Genomic DNA, 20,477 nt, shown 5'->3' on the forward strand with positions numbered 1-20,477 from the left:
CTCAAAGAGAACGATTCTCTAAGGTGCTGAAGCACCAAGTGAATCGGTTTCGTACTGCTTGTACTGTCTGCGGCTTCGTCGCCTTGTCCTGATTTTTGTTAAACCACTATATTCAATATGCCGTCTGAAAAACGAAATGGATTCAAAAGTAAAGGGTTGGGATTGTACGCTTGTTCGCCCTGTTTTTACAGTGTGCGGAAAGGGAAAAGCCGCTTCGCGGGGAAGCGGCTCTGGTAAGGGCGGGATTTACCAAACGTCGGATTTGATACGGCGTTTCAGGCCCGGATGTTCGGAAAGTTTGAACTCGGGGTCTTTGCCCATTTTCAGCTTGGCGGTGTAATCGCGCAGCAGCATAAACGCCAAGGGCGAGAGCAGCAGGATGGCGACAAGGTTGATCCACGCCATAATGCCCATCGCCATATCCGCCATATCCCAGACCAAAGGCACATTGGCAACCGCGCCGAAATAGACCCACGCCAAAACCAGCATACGGAAAACGGCGGTAATCAGCCAATGGCTTTTGATGAATTGGACGTTGGACTCGGCATAGGCATAGTTGCCGATAACGGTGGAAAAGGCAAACATAAACAGGATGACGGCGAGGAAGCCCGCGCCCCATTGCCCCACTTGGCTGACAATCGCCGCCTGCGTCAGCGCCGCACCGCTCAAATCGCCGTAAGGCTGTTGGTAAATCAAGATGATGAAGGCGGTGCAAGAACAAACGATGATGGTATCGACAAACACGCCCAGCATTTGAATCATACCTTGCGAAACAGGGTGTTTCACTTCGGCGGCGGCGGCGGCGTTCGGCGCGGAACCCATACCCGCCTCGTTGGAATACAGGCCGCGTTTGATGCCCATCATCATCGTTTGCGAAATCAGACCGCCGAGTAAGCCGCCTGCTGCCGCGTCGAATTTGAACGCGCCCGAAAAAATCTGACCGAACACGTCCGGAATCATCGGAATATTGGTCAAAATGATGAAAAGCGCGATAAAGAGGTACAAAACCGCCATCAGGGGGACGACGATTTCCGCCGCTTTAGATATGCGCCTGATGCCGCCGAAGATAATCGGCGCGGTTAAAATCACCAGGGCGACGCCGACATAATGAGGCTCCCAACCCCACGCCGCTTTGACGGTATCGGCAATGGTATTGGTCTGAACCGCTTCAAACACAAAGCCGAAACAGAAAATCAGGCTCAGGGCGAACAACACGCCCAGCCATTTCTGCCCCAGCCCTTGAGTGATGTAGTAGGCAGGGCCGCCCCGGAAATGGTGGTTGTCGTAGTCGCGGACTTTAAAGAGCTGCGCCAGCGAAGATTCGACAAACGCCGAACTCATACCGATTAAGGCGGTTACCCACATCCAAAACACCGCGCCCGGTCCGCCGACTTTGATGGCGATGGCCACGCCCGCGATATTGCCCACGCCCACGCGGCTGGCAAGGCCGGTTACAAATGCCTGAAACGGCGTGATGCCGTGAGGGTCGTCCCCCTGTTTGCGGCCGCCGAGCATTTCTTTGATGCTGCGCCCGAACAGGCGGAATTGGACAAAGCCCGTGGTTACGGTGAAGAAAAGCCCCGTACCCAAAAGCATATAAACCAAGTATGACCACATCGGATCGTTGATGGCGCCGACCCAGCCGTGCAGCCATTCGGTAAAGTTCTCGTTCATATCGCTTCCTTAAAGTTGAAACCCGCACATATTGGCGGTATGCAAGCAGGGTTTAAATTTTGTAAACGCCCATTCTAGCAGATTGTCAACAAAATCAGAAAAATTTACATCGCCGCGCGGCTGCGGCGTTAGAATCGCATTTTGTTTGGAGCAAACACGATGAAACAGCCTGTTTTTGCCGTTACTTCCGGCGAGCCTGCCGGCATCGGCCCCGATATTTGTTTGGACTTGGCGTTTGCACGCCTGCCCTGCCGCTGCGCGGTATTGGGCGACAAACACCTGTTGCGCGCGCGCGCCGAAGCCTTGGGCAAAAGCGTCGTCTTGCGCGACTTCGATCCGGAATCAGGCGGCGCGGCATACGGCGAGCTGGAAGTGCTGCACATCCCTGCCGTCGAAGCGGTTGAGGCGGGCAAACTCAATCCCGCCAACGCCGCCTATGTGCTGCAACTTTTGGACACCGCGCTCGCAGGCATTTCAGACGGCATTTTCGACGGCATCGTTACCGCGCCGCTGCACAAAGGCATCATCAACGACGCGCGCGCAAGCACAGGTTTTTTCAGCGGACACACCGAATATCTGGCGGAAAAAAGCGGCACGGGGCAGGTTGTGATGATGCTTGCCGGCAAAGACCTGCGCGTCGCCCTCGTAACGACCCACCTGCCGCTGAAAGACGTTGCCGCCGCCATCACGCAACCGCTGATTGAAAGCGTCGCACGCATTCTGCATCACGACTTAAAACACAAATTCGGCATCAAAAATCCCAAAATCCTGGTCGCCGGACTCAACCCCCACGCCGGCGAGGGCGGACACCTCGGACACGAAGAAACCGACACCATTATCCCCGCATTGGAAAACCTGCGCCGCGAAGGGATAAACCTCGCCGGCCCGTATCCGGCAGATACGCTGTTCCAACCGTTTATGCTCGAAGGCGCGGATGCCGTATTGGCGATGTACCACGACCAAGGGCTGCCCGTGTTGAAATACCACAGCTTCGGACAGGGCGTGAACATCACGCTCGGCCTGCCCTTTATCCGCACCTCCGTCGATCACGGCACCGCGCTCGATTTGGCGGCAACCGGCAGGGCGGATTCCGGCAGCCTGATAACTGCCGTGGAGACCGCCGTCGAGATGGCGCGCGGCAGCCTTTAAAGATGATAAAAGACCCGTCATTTCCGCGCAGGCGGGAATCCGGTCTGTTCGGTTTCAGTTGTTTTTGGGTTTCGGGTAATTTCCAAATCGTCATTCCCGCGCAGGCGGGAATCCAGACCTTCGGGCGACGGCAATATTCAAAGATTATCCGAAAGTTTGAGGTTCTAGATTCCCGTTTTCACGGGAATGACGGAATGTTGCGGGAATCCGGCTTGTTCGGTTTCGGTTTTTTTTTTTGAGGTTTCGGGCAACTTCTAAACCGTCATTCCCGCGCAGGCGGGAATCCAGGCCTTTGGGCGACGGCAATATTCAAAGATTATCTGAAAGTTTAGAGGTTCTAGATTCCCGTTTTCACGGGAATGACGAAAGGTGGCGGGAATGACGGGAATGGCGAAGTTTCAGACGGCATCGTCCACCCTCCGCCGTCATTCCCGCGCAGGCGGGAATCCAGACCTTCGGGCGGCAGCAATATTCAAAGATTATCTGAAAGTTTGAGGTTCTAGATTCCCGTTTTCACGGGAATGACGAAAGGTTGCGGGAATCCGGCTTGTTCGGTTTCGGTTTTTTTTGAGGTTTCGGGCAACTTCTAAACCGTCATTCCCGCGCAGGCGGGAATCCAGGCCTTTGGGCGACGGCAATATTCAAAGATTATCTGAAAGTTTAGAGGTTCTAGATTCCCGTTTTCACGGGAATGACGGAATGTTGTGGGAATCCAGACCTTTGGGCGGCGGCAATATTCAAAGATTATCCGAAAGTTTGAGGTTCTAGATTCCCGTTTTCACGGGAATGACGAAAGGTGGCGGGAATGACGAAAGGTTGCGGTAATCATGGGAATGGCGAAGTTTCAGACGGCATCGTCCACCCTCCGCCGTCATTCCCGCGCAGGCGGGAATCCAGGCCTTTGGGCGACGGCAATATTCAAAGATTATCCGAAAGTTTGAGGTTCTAGATTCCCGTTTTCATGGGAATGACGGAATGTTGCGGGAATCATGGGAATGACGGAATGTTGCGGGAATCATGGGAATGGCGGAATGTTTCGGTAATCACGGGAATGGCGAAGTTTCAGACGGCATTGCAGGTATCCGAACCCATGTAAAAAAGAGGTTCTGCGGAACAGAACCTCTTTTTGCCGCCGTCGGTTCAGCCTTGCCGGGTTTCGACTTGGATCATTTCTTCGGCAGGGACGGTTGCGGCTTCAGACGGCTTGGGCTGTTCGGAACGGCGCAAACCGCGTCCGGCTTGGACTTCGGGTTGTGCCGCCCATGCCTTCAATGCGGCAGGGTCGGTTTCGATCAGGACGAGTCCGCCGGTTTGTGCGGTTTCCCGTGCCTGTTCCGCCGCAGCCGTAAAGGTTGCGTTTTCAGACGGCATTTCCTGTGCTTCGGCTTTCGGTGTCGCGCCTTCGGGCAGGATGGCGGCGGTGGCACGGCGGATTTTTTCCGCCGCATCATAAACCGGTGCGTCGCCGTTTGAAACGGCGGGAGATGCTGTCGGAAGATCCCTTTCTGCAACCGGATCGGCAATGCTGACGGTAATCGGCGCGTTTGCGTCGGTTTCGCCGAAAACGTGCGCGGCGGCGGAACGGACTTTGTCGGCGGTGTCGTGAATATTCAGGTACTGCTCGATTTTGGCGGCAGACGGAATATTGCGTTTTTTGCCGTTTTGACGGCGGTCGCGCTGATTGTTGCGCTCGCGGCGTTCTTTGGCATCTCGGCTGTCGCGTTCGCGGCGGTTGCGTTCGGATTTGGGCTTGCTGCCTTTGTCTTCTGCGGTATGCGGTTCGGACGGCGTGTTTTCCGCTGTCTGAACGGTTGTTTCGGCAACGGTGGCGGTTTCCGGCGCGGTTTGGCCGCGTTCGCTGCGGCTGCCGTTGCGGCGGCGTTTTCCGGTTTGCACTTCGGTTTCGGACGGTGCGGCATCTGCAACGGTTGCGGCAGGCTGTATGTTGCGGTCTTGGATTTCCGCTTCGTCGGCGCGTCCGGCGGCACGGTCGCCGCGTTCGTTGCGGCGGCGGTTGCCGTTGTTGCGCGTTTCGGCTTTGTCGGCACGCGCTTCCTGTCCGGCAGTTTTGCCTGCCACTTCGCGGACTTCTACTTTGCTGCCTTCGCGTTTGCTGCGGCGCGGGTTTTGGCGGCGGTTGTTGGCGCGGCTGCCGCTGCGGTTTGCCGTGCTGCGTTTTTCGGAGGTTTCGGCAGCGGGCGCGGCTTGGGTTTCGCTGCCGCCGAAAATGCGTTTGAGCCAAGCTTTGAAGCTGTCCCACCAAGAGGTTTTTTTCTCGGGGGCGGCAGTCGGGGCGGGGCTGGTGTGGCGCACGCCTTTGACGGCGGGTTCGGGACGGGCGGCTTTGGCTTTTTCGCCGCCGAACGGTTTGGCGGATTCGTCTTCTTCAGGCTCGGCGACGCGTTTGTAGCTCGGTTCGCCGTCTTCTTCTACGTCGTCGGTGCGGATGCGGTTGATTTCGTAGTGCGGATTTTCGAGGTGGATGTTCGGAATCAGGACGACGTTGACATCCAAACGCTCTTCCATCGCAAACAGCTCGGCGCGTTTTTCGTTCAGCAGGAAGGTGGCGACATCGACGGGCACTTGTGCGCGCACTTCTCCGGTGTTGTCTTTCATTGCTTCTTCTTGAATGATGCGCAAAACGTGCAGGGCGGTGGATTCGATGCCCCGAATCACGCCGGTGCCGGCGCAGCGCGGACAGGCGACGTGGCTGCTTTCGCCCAAAGCCGGTTTCAAACGTTGGCGGCTCAATTCCAAAAGGCCGAAACGGGACAGTTTGCCCATCTGCACGCGGGCGCGGTCTTTTTTGAGCGCGTCGCGCAGGACGTTTTCCACATCGCGCTGGTGTTTGGGGTTTTCCATATCGATGAAGTCGATGACGACCAAACCGCCCAAGTCGCGCAGGCGCATTTGTCGGGCGACTTCTTCGGCGGCCTCCATATTGGTTTTGAACGCAGTGTCTTCAATGTCAGATCCGCGTGTGGCACGTGCAGAGTTAACGTCGATGGAGACGAGGGCTTCGGTATGGTCGATGACGATCGCGCCGCCGGAGGGCAGGCTGACGCTGCGCGAAAACGCGCTTTCGATTTGGTGTTCGATTTGGAAGCGGGAAAACAGCGGCGTGTGGTCTTCGTAGAGTTTCAGACGGCCTATATTGCCCGGCATGACGTAGCTCATGAACTCGGCAACTTGGTCGTAAACTTCTTGATTGTCCACCAGAATTTCGCCGATGTCGGGGCGGAAATAGTCGCGGATGGCGCGGATGAGCAGCGAGCTTTCCATAAAGAGCAGGTAAGGGTCGTGATGCGCTTTTCCTGCTTCTTCAATCGCCTGCCAGAGTTGTTTGAGATAGTTCAAATCCCATTCCAACTCTTCCGCGCTGCGGCCGATGCCGGCGGTACGGGCGATGATGCTCATGCCGTTCGGAATGTCGAGTTCCGCCATGGCGGCTTTCAACTCTTGACGCTCTTCACCTTCGATACGGCGGGATACGCCGCCGCCGCGCGGGTTGTTCGGCATCAATACCAGATAGCGTCCGGCGAGGCTGATGAAGGTGGTCAGCGCCGCGCCTTTGTTGCCGCGCTCGTCTTTTTCGACTTGGACGATGACTTCCATGCCTTCTTTGAGCACGTCTTGGATGCGCGCGCGTCCGCCTTCGTAGTCTTGGAAGTATGAGCGGGAGACTTCTTTAAACGGCAAGAAGCCGTGGCGGTCGGTTCCGTAATCCACGAAACACGCTTCCAGCGACGGCTCGATGCGGGTAATGATGCCTTTGTAGATATTGCCTTTGCGCTGTTCTTTGCCCAGCGTTTCGATGTCCAAATCCAGCAGGTTTTGTCCGTCGACGATGGCAACGCGCAGCTCTTCGGCCTGCGTTGCGTTGAATAACATTCTTTTCATGATCACCTCGTGGACGGGCGGCATTCGGGCGCGCCGGTCCGGTTCGGCATTCCGTAAGGCTGGGTTTTCCGATGTTTTCGGATAAAACCGGTAATCAGTTTTTGAGTTGAAAATCCGCAGGGATGCACGTTCCGGAGAACCGTGTGCGGAAGGGTCGGATACAGAAGGCTATAAAGATCGATGCGGCGGTTTGTCTGCCGCGTTCCGAACGCTGCGGTCGGAAAAATGGGGGCCGGCTTCTTCTTGTTATCGTGATGCCTGTGTTTTGGGCGGTTTGCGTTTGGGACTTGGGGCCCGGCTGCCGTCTTACTTCCGCGCCGAAACGGCAAAATCAATTCAAACTTGATTACGTTCTGCGCCTGCCGGCTGGGAACAGGCGCAGGGAAAATGCTTTGCGGAGTGCGTTTTTAATATAAAATTCCGTTTTAAAGTAAACCGTTTCAGGGGGGCGCGGCGGGCGCGCTTTTTGCTGAAACGGATGTTCGGATTATAGATGAAAACGCACGAAATAAGCAAAGATTCGGTCAGCTTGATAGGGGTTGCCGAACATGAGGCGGGTCAACGCCTTGATAACTATCTGATAAAAATCCTCAAGGGTGTTCCCAAGAGCCATATCCACCGCATTATCCGCGCCGGCGAGGTGCGGTTGAACAAGAAACGCTGCAAACCCGACAGCCGTATTGCGGAGGGGGATACGGTGCGGATTCCGCCTGTGCGCGTGGCGGAGAAGGAAATGCCGTCTGAAAGGCGTGCCGCCGTACCGGCGCGTGCGTTTGACGTTGTTTACGAAGACGATGCGCTTTTGGTCATCGACAAACCGTCCGGCGTTGCCGTCCACGGCGGCAGCGGCGTGAGTTTCGGCGTTATCGAACAGTTGCGCCGCGCCCGTCCGGAGGCGAAGTATTTGGAGTTGGTTCATCGTTTGGACAAGGATACGAGCGGCTTGTTGATGGTGGCGAAGAAACGCAGCGCGCTCGTCAAACTTCACGAAGCCATCCGTAACGACCACCCCAAAAAAATCTACCTTGCGCTGGGGGTGGGCAAACTGCCGGACGACAATTTCCATGTCAAACTGCCCCTGTTCAAATATACCGGCGCACAAGGCGAAAAGATGGTACGCGTCAGCGAGGACGGGCAGTCGGCGCACACGGTGTTCCGTGTGTTAAGCCGTTTTTCAGACGGCATTTTGCACGGTGTCGGGCTGTCGCACCTGACTTTGGTGCGGGCAACGCTGAAAACGGGTCGTACGCACCAAATCCGCGTCCACCTGCAATCTCAAGGCTGTCCGATTGCGGGCGACGAACGCTACGGCGATTATCAGGCGAACCGTCGTTTGCAGAAGTTGGGTTTGAAGCGGATGTTTTTGCACGCGTCCGAGCTGCACTTGAACCATCCGCTCACGGGCGAGCCGCTGGTGTTGAAGGCGGAGCTGCCGCCGGACTTGGCACAGTTTGCGGTGATGTTGGAAAACGGGACGAAAATGTGAACCCCGATGCCGTCTGAAGCCTTCAGACGGCATCGGGACGTGAAAGTATGTGGGGACAGACGAATATGGTTGATAAAAAAAGCCCTTTGATTGCCGTCAGTGTCGGCGAAGCGTCGGGCGACCTGTTGGGGGCGCACCTGATACGCGCCATCCGCAAGCGTTGTCCGCAGGCGCGTTTTGTCGGTATCGGCGGCGAACTGATGAAGGCGGAAGGTTTCGAGAGCCTTTATGATCAGGAGCGGCTGGCGGTGCGCGGCTTTGTCGAAGTGGTCAGGCGGCTGCCGGAAATTTTACGGATACGCAGGGGGCTGGTACGGGATTTGCTGTCGTTGAAACCTGATGTCTTTGTCGGTATCGATGCGCCCGATTTTAATTTGGGTGTGGCGGAAAAGCTGAAACGGTCGGGGATTCCGACCGTGCATTATGTCAGCCCGTCGGTGTGGGCGTGGCGGCGGGAACGTGTGGGCAAAATCGTGCATCAGGTCAACCGCGTGTTGTGCCTGTTCCCGATGGAGCCGCAGCTTTATCTCGATGCGGGCGGACGTGCGGAGTTTGTCGGTCATCCGATGGCGCAGCTTATGCCCTTGGAAGACGACCGTGAAACGGCGCGGCAAACTTTGGGCGTGGATGCCGGCATCCCCGTATTCGCCCTGCTGCCCGGCAGCCGCGTCAGCGAAATCGACTATATGGCGCCGGTGTTTTTTCAGACGGCATTATTGTTGTTGGAACGCTATCCTGCCGCATGCTTCCTGCTGCCTGCCGCAACGGAGGCGACGAAGCGGCGTTTGGCGGAAGTTTTGCAGCGGCCGGAGTTTGCCGGATTGCCGCTGACGGTAATCGACAGACAGTCTGAAACAGTGTGCAGGGCGGCGGATGCGGTGCTGGTAACGAGCGGTACGGCGACTTTGGAGGTGGCGTTGTGCAAGCGTCCGATGGTCATCAGCTACAAGATTTCGCCGCTGACCTATGCTTATGTGAAACGCAAAATCAAAGTGCCGCATGTTGGCCTGCCGAATATCCTGTTGGGTAAGGAGGCTGTGCCGGAGCTGCTTCAACATGATGCCGTACCGGAAAAACTGGCGGCGGCGTTGGCGGACTGGTACGAACACCCCGATAAGGTTGCCGCGCTGCAACAGGATTTCAGGGTATTGCACCTGCTGTTGAAAAAAGATACGGCGGATTTGGCCGCGCGCGCGGTTTTGGAAGAGGCGGGATGTTGAGCGGTTAATGGATTATCTTCTTGAAGCAGCACGTATTACAAAAGAAGGGGGAGAAATTGTGATTAATGGCACATCAAACAATAAGTATTTAAGAGGAATTCCAAATGAAGCAGAACTGGCCCGAATGGGATTAAGGTTAAAATATAATGGTCTGTTAAAGGAAGAGTTTAAACAACTGAAATTTCATCTGAGCAATGGAGGCGACTTGAGATCAAGTAATTATAAAACCATTGTTTTTGAAAAGGTAAAATAATATGACAACTTAATACTATTCCAAAAAAAGATTATCAATTTCTGTATATATATGAGGGCACTCTATTAAACTATACTTTGAAAAACGATGAGTTCCATATCATCGTTAAGGATGTGGATTATCCAGACTTTCCTCAAGAGATCCCTATGCCCAATTATTCAGAATGGGTAAAAATTAAATTCAAGCAGTTCAGCTATCTGAAATTTATCTATGGATACGCCACGAAGAACCAAGATAAAAATATCAAAAATGTATTGGAACTTGGAGAATTAAAGCAGGATGATGAAATCTTGGATTATGGAGGTGCGCTGGAAGTGATAGGCGGTAGGTATGATCTTCCGACCGGTTTTAGTATAGATATAGTTTGCCGGGAAATAGAGTTAGAATTTTTAGATCAGGAGAGTTTTAATTAAACGAGCCGTAGCTTGTCATGCCGCGCAAGCAACTTTATCGTATTTCCTTTTCGGTTGAAACCCCGCCACTCGGACATCTGTCCTTCGGGGCGGTAGAATCAGACTTTATTTGGGAGGGGCGTAACCCCTTCCGAATCAGGGCAACACATAGGGCGACGCTTTATGTGTCGTCCTGTGTGTTGAAACATATGCCGATACGGAGCCTGTCGGCAAAATGCCGTCTGAACAATATCTTTTCAGACGGCATTTTGTATGGGGGTTAACGGTTGTTCAGCCCGAGTACGTCCTGCATATCGTACAAACCCGTTTTACCGTTTACCCAAACTGCGGCGCGGACGGCGCCGGCGGCAAAGGTCATGCGGCTGCTTGCCTTGTGGGTGATTTCCACGCGCTCGCCGTCGGTGGCGAAGAGGGCGGTGTGGTCGCCGACGATGTCGCCCGCGCGGACGGTGGCAAAGCCGATGGTGGACGGATCGCGCGGGCCGGTGTGGCCTTCGCGGCCGTAAACGGCGCATTGTTTGAGGTCTCTGCCGAGCGCGCCGGCGATGACTTCGCCCATGCGTAACGCGGTGCCGCTAGGTGCGTCGACTTTGTGGCGGTGGTGACCTTCAATGATTTCGATGTCGTAGCCTTCGTTGAGTACGAGGGCGACGGTGTCGAGGATGTGGAAGGTGAGGTTGACGCCGACGCTGAAGTTGGCGGCGAAAACGATGCCTGTTTTTTCGGCGGCAGCGCGGATGGCGGCTTTGCCCGCATCGTCGAAGCCTGTTGTGCCGATGATGATGTTGACTTGTTTTTCAACGCATTTTTGCAGGTGTTTGAGGGTGGGCTCGGGGCGGGTGAAGTCGATGAGTACGTCGCTTTGTGCGAGAACGGTGTCAACGTCGTCTGAAATGGCGATGCCGGTTTTGAGTCCGACGGCGTAGCCTGCGTCCAGCCCGAGGGCTTCTGAGCCTGAGTGTTCAAGCGCACCGGAAAGGACGGTGTCGGGATGGTTGTTGACGGCTTCGACGAGGACGCGCCCCATACGGCCGTTTGCGCCGGCGATGGCGATTTTGAGCGGTGTCATGTGTGTTCCTTATTGTTTGTCTGCGTTTTGTTTTACGCGGAGGGCTTCGGCGGCATTTTGCAGGGCGTTGCCTTCGGTGCGGACGAGCACGCCGTTTTCAAAATAGACGGTCAGATTGCTTCGGTCTTTGATGATGCCGTTGCGGGAGGTGTTGAAGGTATAGTCCCAGCGGTCGGTATGGAATGCGTCGCGCAGTATGGGGCTGCCGAGCAGGAGCAGGACTTGGTCTTTGGTCATACCGGGGCGGAGGGAGGCGACGGCGCGAGGTTCGAGTTCGTTGCCCTGTATGATTTTGAGTTTGTACGAGGGGAACAGTGAAACGCGTTCGACGCTGCACGCGGCAAGGCCGAGGAGGGCGGAAAGGGCGAGGATGAGGGTTTTGTTCACGGAAATGCCTTTCTGTGCAAATCGGGATGGGTAGTGTAACACTGCTTGAATATTTTATAAAAGCGAACGATAATCATACGATTAAGCGGTATCCGCCCTGTCCGCGCATCGGCCGCCGGTGCGGTTTTACTATTGCAAACTGCTATGGTGCGATAGTGGGCAAACAGGCCGAAATTGCGTATTATAACGTCTATTGTTTTACAGGGGTATTGAATATTATGGAAAAATTCAACAATATTGCACAACTGAAAGACAGCGGTCTGAAGGTTACCGGCCCGCGTTTGAAGATTTTGGATTTGTTCGAGACGCATGCGGAAGAGCATTTGAGTGCGGAAGATGTGTACCGCATTTTGTTGGAAGAGGGTGTGGAAATCGGTGTGGCGACGATTTACCGCGTGCTGACGCAATTTGAGCAGGCGGGCATTTTGCAACGCCACCATTTTGAAACGGGCAAGGCGGTTTATGAGTTGGACAAGGGCGACCACCACGACCATATCGTCTGCGTGAAGTGCGGCGAGGTAACGGAGTTCCACAATCCCGAAATCGAAGCCCTGCAAGACAAAATCGCCGAGGAAAACGGCTACCGCATCGTCGATCACGCGCTGTATATGTACGGCGTGTGCAGCGACTGTCAGGCCAAGGGCAAACGTTAAATCCGGACGGTTTGTTGTTCAGACGGCATTCATGATTTTGGATGCCGTCTGTGTTTTTGGAGAACTGCCATGCGTATTCCGCTGCTTGCCCCTGACAATTATGCCTTTCCCGATCCTGCCTATGCTTTGGCCTGGTGCGACGGGCTGGTCGGCGTGAGCGGCGATTTGGATGCGGGGCGGCTGCTCGAGGCGTATCAGAACGGCGTGTTTCCTTGGTTTTTGCGGGACGGTTGGTTTTTTTGGTATGCGGTCGGGCCGCGTGCGGTGATTGTTCCCGAACGTCTGCACGTTCCGTGCTCGCTGGCGAAAACGCTACGCAACGGCAGCTATCGGGTTGCAGTCAACGGCTGTTTTGCGGAAGTGGTCGCGCATTGTGCGGCAGCGGCGCGCCCGAATCAGGACGGAACTTGGATTGCGCCCGAGTTTCAGACGGCATATTTGAAGCTACACGAAATGGGGTACGCGCATTCTTTCGAGTGCCATTATCCCGATGAAAACGGTAAAACGAGGTTGGCGGGCGGCTTTTACGGCGTGCAAATCGGCAGGGTGTTTTACGGCGAATCGATGTTCGCATTACAACCGGATGCGTCGAAAATCGCGTTTGCCTGCGCCGTGCCGTTTTTGGCGGATTTGGGTGTAGAACTGATAGACTGCCAGCAGGACACGGAACATATGCGCCGTTTCGGTTCGGAGCTGCTGCCGTTTGCGGATTTTGCCGAACGTCTGCGGATGTTGAACGCCGTGCCGTTGAAAGAGGAAATCGGGCGGCGCGAAGTGGCGTGCAGGGGGCTTTGATGGCGGCTTATGCTTCGGTCAGGTTCAAATATGGTGGATTATAGTGGATTAAATTTAAACCAGTACGGTGTTGCCTCGCCTTGCCGTACTATTTGTACTGTCTGCGGCTTCGTCGCCTTGTCCTGATTTAAATTTAATCCACTATAAAATTGGAAATGACGACAGCCGGGTAAAATCACGGTGAAAAATGAAAAATGCCGTCTGGAACTTGAAAACATCGGGTTTCAGACGGCATTTTGTTTGACGGTTTATTGCTTATTTGAGCGGGCGCACTTCAAGTCCGAACATACGGCGTGCGGTGTTCAGCATTTGGCAGCTGAAGCCCCATTCGTTGTCATACCATGCGAAGACTTTAATCATGTTGCCGTCAACGACTTTGGTCAGTGTTGCGTCGAAGTGGCTGGCTTCGGTAGTGTGGTTGAAGTCCATGGAAACCAAGGGCAGGGTGTTGTAGCCTAAAACGCCTTTGAGCGCGCCTGCTTCCGAGGCGGCTTTCATCAGTGCGTTGATTTCTTCGATTGTCGTGTCGCGCGCGGCTTGGAAGTTCAAATCTACCAATGATACGTTGACGGTCGGCACGCGGATGGCAAGCCCGTCGAGTTTGTCTTTCAATTCGGGCAGTACCAAACCGACGGCTTTTGCCGCGCCAGTTTTGGTCGGAATCATGTTTTCCACGCCGCTGCGGGCGCGGCGCAGGTCTTTGTGGCGCACGTCGGTAACGGTTTGGTCGTTGGTCAGCGCGTGGATGGTGGTCATCGCGCCTTTGACGATGCCGACGCTTTCGCTCAACACTTTGGCAACCGGCGAGAGGCAGTTGGTGGTGCAGGAAGCGTTGGAAACGACGGTCATGTCGGCGGTCAGGATGCTGTCGTTCACGCCGTACACGACGGTTGCATCGACATCGTCGCCGCCCGGTGCGGAAATGAGGACTTTTTTCGCGCCGCTTTCCAGATGAACTTTGGCTTTTTCTTTGCTGGTGAACGCGCCGGTGCATTCCATGACCAAATCGACACCGAGTTCTTTCCACGGCAGTTCGGCAGGGTTGCGGGTCGAGAAGAAGGGGATTTTGTCGCCGTTGACGATGAGGTTGCCGCCGTCGTGGGATACGTCGGCTTCAAAGCGTCCGTGCACGGTGTCGAATTTGGTGAGGTGGGCGTTGGTTTCAAGGCTGCCGCTGGCGTTGACGGCGACGATTTGGAGTTGGTCTTGAATCTGATAATCGTAGATGGCGCGCAAAACCTGGCGGCCGATGCGTCCGTAGCCGTTGATGGCGACTTTGATGCCCATGGTTCGTTCCTTTGTTGAGGGTTGGGTAGATTTTCGGGGCGGATTATAGCAAATTTGTAGTGGCGTGTAATTAATATTTTATTGAAAACGGCGCGGCCGGAAGGGTGGGCGGTAAGATGCGGACGGCACGGGTGCGGCGGACGGAGAGCTTGATAAAATGCCGTCTGAAACGGTTTTCAGACGGCATATCAGGGAAGGGTCAGGAGGCGGTATTCTGTGCGGCTTCCTGTTTGGCTTTGTATTGTTTGAGATATTCGAGGGCGGCGGCTTTTTCGCTGTCGCTGCCGTATTTCATATCGCGTTGGGCGCGGCGCAACTCGGCGCGTTCGCGGGCTTCGGCTATCTGTTTCGCCTGATAGTCTTTGCGGTTGTCGGCGGCGGCGAGGCGGTCTTGTTGGGTTTGCGCTTTTGCCATGGCTTTGGCGATGAGGTCGGCAGGGTTAAACGCCGGTTTTTTCGGTGTGTCGGGTGTTTGCGGACGCGCGTTGCGGACGGCGGCTTCGCGTTCGGCAAGCATGGCCTTGCGTTCGTCGGCTTCGCGCTGTTTGCGTTCGTTGCGTTTGAGGTAGCGCGCACGCGCGTGTTCGGCGGCGGCAAAACGGCTGTCGGCGGACAGGCTGAAGCGGCGCGCGCGGGGCAGGACGGTGTCGGCAACGGGCTGCATATGGATGCAGTCGACGGGGCAGGGGGCGACGCAGAGTCCGCAGCCGGTGCATTCGTCGGCGATGACGGTGTGCATAAGTTTGCCCGCACCCATAATGGCATCGGCAGGGCAGGCGCGGATGCAGGCGGTGCAGCCGATACAGGCGGTTTCGTCTATCTGGGCGAGTGCTTTGGCTTGGGTTTTGGCAGGTGCGACAAGGGGTTTGCCGAGCAGGGCGGAAATGTCCCGAATGACGGCTTCTCCGCCCGGGGCGCAGAGGTTGTACGCTTCGCCTGTTGCGACTGCCTGTGCGTAGGGCAGGCAGCCGTCGTAGCCGCATTCGCGGCATTGGGTTTGGGGAAGCAGGCGGTCTATGGCGGCGGCTGTGGCGGTCATGTCGGTGTGCGGCTCAAAATCGAAAGGGCGTATTTTAGCAGAATTGTATGCCGCGCCCGTTTCGGATGGTGCGCGGTGTTTTGTTATAATACGGCGGCGTATGCCGTTTCAGACGGCATTTTTCTGTATTTTCCTGTTCGGACGGTCTATGAACGAATTTTCGCTTGCCCCTATTGTGATTGTTTTGCTGGTGTCGGTCATTACGGTGATCCTGTGCCGCAAGTTCAACATTCCCTCCATGCTGGGCTACCTGCTGGTGGGCTTTTTGGCGGGGCCCGGTATGCTCAGCCTGATTCCGAAAAGCCATGCGACGGATTATTTGGGCGAAATCGGGATTGTGTTCCTGATGTTCAGCATCGGTTTGGAGTTCTCGCTGCCCAAGTTGAGGGCGATGAGGCGGCTGGTGTTCGGGCTGGGCGGTTTGCAGGTCGGCGTTACGATGCTGTCGGTAATGGGCATACTGATGCTTACGGGCGTGCCGTTCAATTGGGCGTTTGCCGTGTCGGGCGCGTTGGCGATGTCGTCCACGGCGATTGTGAGCCGGATTTTGTCGGAAAAGACGGAATTGGGGCAGCCGCACGGTCAGATGGCGATGGGCGTGCTGCTGATGCAGGACATCGCCGTCGTGCCGCTGATGATTCTGATTCCCGCGCTGGCGGGCGGAGGGGACGGAAATATTTGGGCGGCCTTGGGTTTGGCGTTTGCAAAAATGCTGCTGACGCTGGGGCTGCTGTTTTTCGTCGGCAGCAAAATTATGTCGCGATGGTTCAGGATGGTGGCAAAACACAAATCGTCCGAACTCTTTATGATCAATGTGCTGCTGGTAACCTTGGGTGTGGCTTATCTGACTGAGCTGGAAGGTTTGTCTATGGCGTTGGGCGCGTTTGTGGCGGGGATGCTGCTTTCGGAAACGGAATACCGTTTCCAAGTCGAAGACGACATCCGCCCGTTCCGCGATATCTTGCTCGGCTTTTTCTTTATCACGGTCGGCATGAAGCTGGACATTCAGGCATTAATCGGCGGCTGGCGGCAGGTATTGATGCTGTTGGCAATGCTGCTGGTGTTGAAGGCACTGGTTGTGTTTGCCATTGCCTTCAAAATGAAACATTCGGTCGGCGACAGCCTCAAAACGGCTTTGTATCTCGCGCAGGGCGGCGAGTTCGGCTTCGTGATGCTGGCCATTGCCGGGCAGCTTGATATGGTTTCGCTAGAATGGGAACAGGCGGCGACGGCGGCGGTTCTGCTGTCGATGATTATCGCGCCCTTCCTCTTGGGCGGCAGCGATGCACTGGTCGGGCGTTTGGTCAAGTCAAGCTGGGACATGAAGTCGCTCGATCTGCACAGTATGCTGGTAGAAACCATGAGCAAGTCCGACCATGTGCTGATTGTCGGCTTCGGCAGGGGCGGGCAGACGGTCGGACGCGTCCTTGCCCAAGAGGATATTCCGTATTTCGCGCTCGACTTGGACATTGCGCGGGTGCAGGTTGCCAGAAGTGCGGGCGAACCGGTGTCGTTCGGCGATGCGAAACGCAGGGAAGTATTGGAAGCCGCCGGTCTGGGACGGGCGAAAATGGTGGTGGTTACGCTCAACAATATGCACGAAACGCAACACGTTTTAGACAATGTGCTGTCCATGTATCCCAATATGCCCGTATATGTGCGCGCCACCAACGACGATTATGTGAAAACGTTTACCGATATAGGTGCGGAAGAAGCCGTGTCGGACACCAAAGAAACCGGACTCGTGCTGGCAGGCTATGCGATGTTAGGCAACGGCGCGTCGTATCGGCACGTCTATCAGACGATGGCAAATATCCGCCACAGCCGTTATGCCGCGTTGGAGGGACTGTTTGTCGGTAGTGATGATGAGGCAGGATTCGGCGAAACCGGCGAAACCGTCCGCCACGCCTTTCCTTTGGCTGCAGAAGCATACGCCGTCGGCAAAACAGTCGGCACGCTTCCGATGGCGGCTTACGGCATCAAACTCTTGTTCGTCCGCCGCCGCACCGGCCGGATTGAAAACCCGGATGCCTCGTTTACATTGGAAGGCGGTGACGTGTTGGTGGTCGCAGGCAAAAAAGAAGAAATTATCTCTTTTGAAAACTGGAGTTTGCAGGGAATATAAATGAAATGCCGAAATAAGGCTTGCGCCATTTCCGGTTATTTGGTTTAATAACGCTTTCGCAAATCGCAAGGGTGATTAGCTCAGTTGGTAGAGCGTCTGCCTTACAAGCAGAATGTCGGCGGTTCGACTCCGTCATCACCCACCAGGTTTCCTTTCATTGTTGCAAACAATGGATGCGCGGTGGTAGCTCAGTTGGTTAGAGTACCGGCCTGTCACGCCGGGGGTCGCGGGTTCGAGCCCCGTCCGCCGCGCCAAGTTTCAAAATACTGACTCTGTCGGTATTTTTTATACACGGGTGATTAGCTCAGTTGGTAGAGCGTCTGCCTTACAAGCAGAATGTCGGCGGTTCGACTCCGTCATCACCCACCAAGTTTTCTTTCATTGTTGCAAACAATGGATGCGCGGTGGTAGCTCAGTTGGTTAGAGTACCGGCCTGTCACGCCGGGGGTCGCGGGTTCGAGCCCCGTCCGCCGCGCCAAAAGTTAAGGAATACCAACCTCCGGTTGGTATTTTTTTGTTTGTATGCTTTGAAAAATGTTTGTTTCCGGATTTTGCCATTCCCATCCGGTTTTGCGCTGTACGATGTGTTTTAGCGCGGACTTGCTCAAAATCGGATGTGGTTCCGGTATTTGGGGCTTTGATTAGGGATGCGGACTTTCAATATATTTTTCTCAGCTACAACAACGAAGGCTTGATGTCTGTCGGGCAGGTAAGGGAGATTTTTGAGCGTTTCGGCAAATATAATTTGGTTCAAACGGAATATCGGCGTTTTAAGGCAGATAAGACAGAAAACCGTAATCATAAGGCAAATTCGATATTCGAATATCTGCATGAGACCTTTGCAAAAATAGTCTGTTAACGAAATTTGACGCATAAAAATGCGCCAAAAAATTTTCAATTGCCTAAAACCTTCCTAATATTGAGCAAAAAGTAGGAAAAATCAGAAAAGTTTTGCATTTTGAAAATGAGATTGAGCATAAAATTTTAGTAACCTATGTTATTGCAAAGGTCTCTGCATATTTTAGAAAAGACCTTTTATAGTGGATTAACAAAAACCAGTACAGCGTTGCCTCGCCTTAGCTCAAAGAGAACGATTCTCTAAGGTGCTGAAGCACCAAGTGAATCGATTCCGTACTATCCGTACTGTCTGCGGCTTCGTCGCCTTGTCCTGATTTTTGTTAATCCACTATAAAAATTCTTGCCGGATACTGCAAACAACGCCGGTTTGCATTCCTGATGGCGGTGGTTTTCTTAGACGAACGCCCGAACACGCAGGAATGGATAGGCTTGGGGCTGGTTACGGCGGGCGTGTTGACGCTGGCACTGAAACGGTAAAGCCGCAAGAAATAAATGAAATGCCGTCTAAAAAACTGTTTTCAGACGGCATTTTCGTTTCTGTCCATCCTCAGCACTCGACCACGCGCACGGATACGGGGACGGCTTTTTTCCGGAGCGTGGCGGCGAGTCCGGCAAGCGAGGTTTCTTTGTAGGTGGACTTCATGTCGCGCCCTGTCTGTAACATGGTTCGGATGACTTCGTCGAGCGAGACTTTTTTGTCCGTGCCGTCTTCCAAAAGCGCGAGGGTGCCGAGTTTGAGGGCTTTTTCGGCGGCGATGCCGTTGCGCTCGATGCAGGGGATTTGCACCAGTCCGCCGACGGGGTCGCAAGTCAGCCCCAAATGGTGTTCCATCGCCATTTCGGCGGCGTTTTCCACTTGTTTGGGCGTGCCGCCGATGACTTCGGCATATGCGCCCGCCGCCATCGAACACGCTACGCCGACTTCGCCCTGACAGCCGACATCCGCACCGGAAATGGAGGCGTTGGTCTTGTAGAGGATGCCGATTGCGCCTGCGGTGAGCAGGAAGTTTTCGACGCGTTCCTGTGTGGCGTGCGGATTGAACTTGCGGAAATAGTGCAATACGGCGGGAATGATGCCTGCCGCGCCGTTGGTCGGTGCGGTAACGACGCGTCCGCCGACGGCGTTTTCTTCGTTGACCGCCATGGCGTACACCATCGGCCAGAGCTGGGTGTTGACGATTTCGGTTTCGCGCAGGACTTTGAGCTTGGCGGCAAGCTGCGGGGCGCGGCGGCGGACGTTCAATCCGCCGGGCAGTTCGCCGTCCGCACCCAAGCCGCGTTTGATGCAGCCTTCCATAACCTCGGCAACGGCAGCGGCGCGGCGGCGGATTTCGGCTTCGCCGCATCCGGCAAGCGCGGCTTCGTTTGCCAACACGACTTCGGAGATGTCGAGCCGGTTCAGACGGCATCGGGCAAGCAGTTCGGCGCAACTGGTATAGGGATAGGGAACGGCTTTTTCCGTTTCCGCCTGCCGGTCAAAATCTTCTTCGGTAACGACAAAGCCGCCGCCGACCGAATAATAAACCTGTTCCTTCAATACCGTGCCGTCTGAAGCATAGGCGGTAAAACGCAGACCGTTGGGGTGTTTGGGCAGCACTTGATTGCCGAGTATGTTCAGGTCGCGGTCGGGGATGAAGCGGATTTCTTGCCCGTTGAGCCGGAGGATGTGCTGCGTGCGGATGCGTTCGAGGCGTTCGGGAATGCCGGCAAGCGGGATGTCGTGCGGCAGGCTGCCTTCCAAACCGAGCATCAGCGCGTCAAATGTACCGTGTCCGTATCCGGTCAGTGCGAGCGAGCCGTAAATGTCGATGACGATGCGAACAGCCTGTGCATCCAAACCTGTCGCAAAGGCGGCGGCTGCCTTCATCGGGCCGACCGTATGCGAACTGGAAGGCCCGATACCGATTTTGAAAATATAGTGGATTAAATTTAAACCAGTACAGCGTTGCCTCGCCTTAGCTCAAAGAGAACGATTCTCTAAGGTGCTGAAGCACCAAGTGAATCGGTTCCGTACTATTTGTACTGTCTGCGGCTTCGTCGCCTTGTCCTGATTTTTGTTAATCCACTATATCAAAAATGCTGATCATGGTTTTGCTCCGAAAGGCGGTTTCAGACGGCATGGCTTCCGTTTGACAAACCAAAAGGAGACGCGGCACGATGCCCGTCTCC

17 protein-coding genes, 4 tRNA genes and 1 pseudogene are annotated in these 20,477 nt (G+C 55.1%); 14 read left to right on the forward strand and 8 right to left on the reverse strand.

The features are described from left to right. Positions 1-246 precede the first annotated feature (246 nt). Complete coding sequence (locus IUJ45_RS07215) at positions 247-1,674, reverse strand: alanine/glycine:cation symporter family protein (RefSeq protein ID WP_002215509.1); 1,428 nt, start codon at positions 1,672-1,674, stop codon at positions 247-249. 159 nt (positions 1,675-1,833) lie between these two features. On the opposite strand from IUJ45_RS07215, the gene pdxA reads away from it, so the two are divergent. Then, positions 1,834-2,823 (forward strand): 4-hydroxythreonine-4-phosphate dehydrogenase PdxA, encoded by a 990-nt coding sequence (pdxA, locus tag IUJ45_RS07220; protein WP_002245804.1) that lies wholly within the window; start codon positions 1,834-1,836, stop codon positions 2,821-2,823. 1,140 nt (positions 2,824-3,963) lie between these two features. On the opposite strand, the gene IUJ45_RS07225 is transcribed toward pdxA, so the two are convergent. Next, positions 3,964-6,723, reverse strand: a complete 2,760-nt coding sequence (locus tag IUJ45_RS07225) for an Rne/Rng family ribonuclease (RefSeq protein ID WP_002243201.1) — start codon at positions 6,721-6,723, stop codon at positions 3,964-3,966. Positions 6,724-7,216: 493 nt separating this feature from the next. Here IUJ45_RS07225 and IUJ45_RS07230 point away from each other — a divergent pair, with 493 nt between their 5' ends. From IUJ45_RS07230 to IUJ45_RS07250, 5 genes are read left to right on the forward strand one after another with little or no spacing between them, the layout of a single operon-like run. Next, positions 7,217-8,209: an RluA family pseudouridine synthase gene (locus IUJ45_RS07230; protein ID WP_002224797.1), complete on the forward strand. Its 993-nt coding sequence runs from the start codon at positions 7,217-7,219 to the stop codon at positions 8,207-8,209. 47 nt (positions 8,210-8,256) lie between these two features. After that, the gene (gene lpxB, locus IUJ45_RS07235) at positions 8,257-9,429 is read left to right on the forward strand and encodes a lipid-A-disaccharide synthase (RefSeq protein ID WP_079887158.1); all 1,173 of its coding nucleotides are present in this window, start codon (positions 8,257-8,259) and stop codon (positions 9,427-9,429) included. Between the two features lie 7 nt (positions 9,430-9,436). Further along, a complete protein-coding gene (locus IUJ45_RS07240; RefSeq protein ID WP_002246754.1) occupies positions 9,437-9,682 on the forward strand; it encodes a hypothetical protein in 246 nt (81 codons plus the stop codon). Between the two features lie 17 nt (positions 9,683-9,699). Next, entirely contained in the window at positions 9,700-10,095 is a 396-nt protein-coding gene (locus tag IUJ45_RS07245) for a hypothetical protein (RefSeq protein ID WP_029770368.1), read from the forward strand. Positions 10,096-10,112: 17 nt separating this feature from the next. Further along, entirely contained in the window at positions 10,113-10,358 is a 246-nt protein-coding gene (locus tag IUJ45_RS07250) for a hypothetical protein (protein WP_033909046.1), read from the forward strand. On the opposite strand, the gene dapB is transcribed toward IUJ45_RS07250, so the two are convergent. Both dapB and IUJ45_RS07260 read right to left on the reverse strand, forming a co-directional pair. Beyond that, positions 10,355-11,164, reverse strand: coding sequence for a 4-hydroxy-tetrahydrodipicolinate reductase (gene dapB, locus IUJ45_RS07255; RefSeq protein WP_002246737.1), 810 nt, complete (start codon positions 11,162-11,164; stop codon positions 10,355-10,357). The genes IUJ45_RS07250 and dapB overlap by 4 nt on opposite strands. Before the next feature lie 9 nt (positions 11,165-11,173). Beyond that, positions 11,174-11,551: an outer membrane protein assembly factor BamE gene (locus tag IUJ45_RS07260; RefSeq protein WP_002228895.1), complete on the reverse strand. Its 378-nt coding sequence runs from the start codon at positions 11,549-11,551 to the stop codon at positions 11,174-11,176. Between the two features lie 218 nt (positions 11,552-11,769). Between IUJ45_RS07260 and fur the strand changes: the two genes are divergently transcribed. Together fur and aat are read left to right on the forward strand one after the other, a co-directional pair. Continuing rightward, positions 11,770-12,204, forward strand: a complete 435-nt coding sequence (fur, locus tag IUJ45_RS07265; RefSeq protein ID WP_002218609.1) for a ferric iron uptake transcriptional regulator — start codon at positions 11,770-11,772, stop codon at positions 12,202-12,204. Positions 12,205-12,273: 69 nt separating this feature from the next. Beyond that, on the forward strand, positions 12,274-12,999 hold the full coding sequence (aat, locus tag IUJ45_RS07270; RefSeq protein WP_002246766.1) for a leucyl/phenylalanyl-tRNA--protein transferase: 726 nt from the start codon (positions 12,274-12,276) through the stop codon (positions 12,997-12,999). Between the two features lie 255 nt (positions 13,000-13,254). On the opposite strand, the gene gap is transcribed toward aat, so the two are convergent. After that, a complete protein-coding gene (gene gap, locus IUJ45_RS07275) occupies positions 13,255-14,286 on the reverse strand; it encodes a type I glyceraldehyde-3-phosphate dehydrogenase (RefSeq protein WP_002221877.1) in 1,032 nt (343 codons plus the stop codon). A gap of 199 nt (positions 14,287-14,485) precedes the next feature. Then, positions 14,486-15,325 (reverse strand): RnfABCDGE type electron transport complex subunit B, encoded by an 840-nt coding sequence (locus tag IUJ45_RS07280; protein WP_002228902.1) that lies wholly within the window; start codon positions 15,323-15,325, stop codon positions 14,486-14,488. Between the two features lie 148 nt (positions 15,326-15,473). Here IUJ45_RS07280 and IUJ45_RS07285 point away from each other — a divergent pair, with 148 nt between their 5' ends. The 6 genes from IUJ45_RS07285 (at position 15,474) to IUJ45_RS07310 (ending at position 18,785) form a co-directional block, all read left to right on the forward strand. Next, positions 15,474-17,450, forward strand: a complete 1,977-nt coding sequence (locus tag IUJ45_RS07285) for a monovalent cation:proton antiporter family protein (protein WP_082308669.1) — start codon at positions 15,474-15,476, stop codon at positions 17,448-17,450. A gap of 69 nt (positions 17,451-17,519) precedes the next feature. Next, positions 17,520-17,595, forward strand: a tRNA-Val gene (locus IUJ45_RS07290). 32 nt (positions 17,596-17,627) lie between these two features. Then, a tRNA-Asp gene (locus tag IUJ45_RS07295) sits at positions 17,628-17,704 on the forward strand. Between the two features lie 39 nt (positions 17,705-17,743). Continuing rightward, positions 17,744-17,819 (forward strand) — tRNA-Val (locus IUJ45_RS07300). A 32-nt stretch (positions 17,820-17,851) separates the two neighbouring features. Beyond that, positions 17,852-17,928 (forward strand) — tRNA-Asp (locus IUJ45_RS07305). 758 nt (positions 17,929-18,686) lie between these two features. After that, positions 18,687-18,785 (forward strand): hypothetical protein, encoded by a 99-nt coding sequence (locus IUJ45_RS07310; RefSeq protein ID WP_014575118.1) that lies wholly within the window; start codon positions 18,687-18,689, stop codon positions 18,783-18,785. Positions 18,786-18,855: 70 nt separating this feature from the next. On the opposite strand, the gene IUJ45_RS07315 is transcribed toward IUJ45_RS07310, so the two are convergent. Together IUJ45_RS07315 and IUJ45_RS11230 are read right to left on the reverse strand one after the other, a co-directional pair. Continuing rightward, positions 18,856-20,175 carry an L-serine ammonia-lyase gene (locus IUJ45_RS07315; protein WP_002246767.1) on the reverse strand — a complete coding sequence of 440 codons (1,320 nt, stop codon included), beginning with the start codon at positions 20,173-20,175 and terminating at the stop codon, positions 18,856-18,858. Between the two features lie 13 nt (positions 20,176-20,188). Continuing rightward, positions 20,189-20,370, reverse strand: a pseudogene (locus IUJ45_RS11230) (hypothetical protein); the annotation flags it as partial. Positions 20,371-20,477: the final 107 nt, after the last annotated feature.

It is taken from the genome of Neisseria meningitidis (assembly GCF_022869645.1).
Classification (GTDB): domain Bacteria; phylum Pseudomonadota; class Gammaproteobacteria; order Burkholderiales; family Neisseriaceae; genus Neisseria; species Neisseria meningitidis.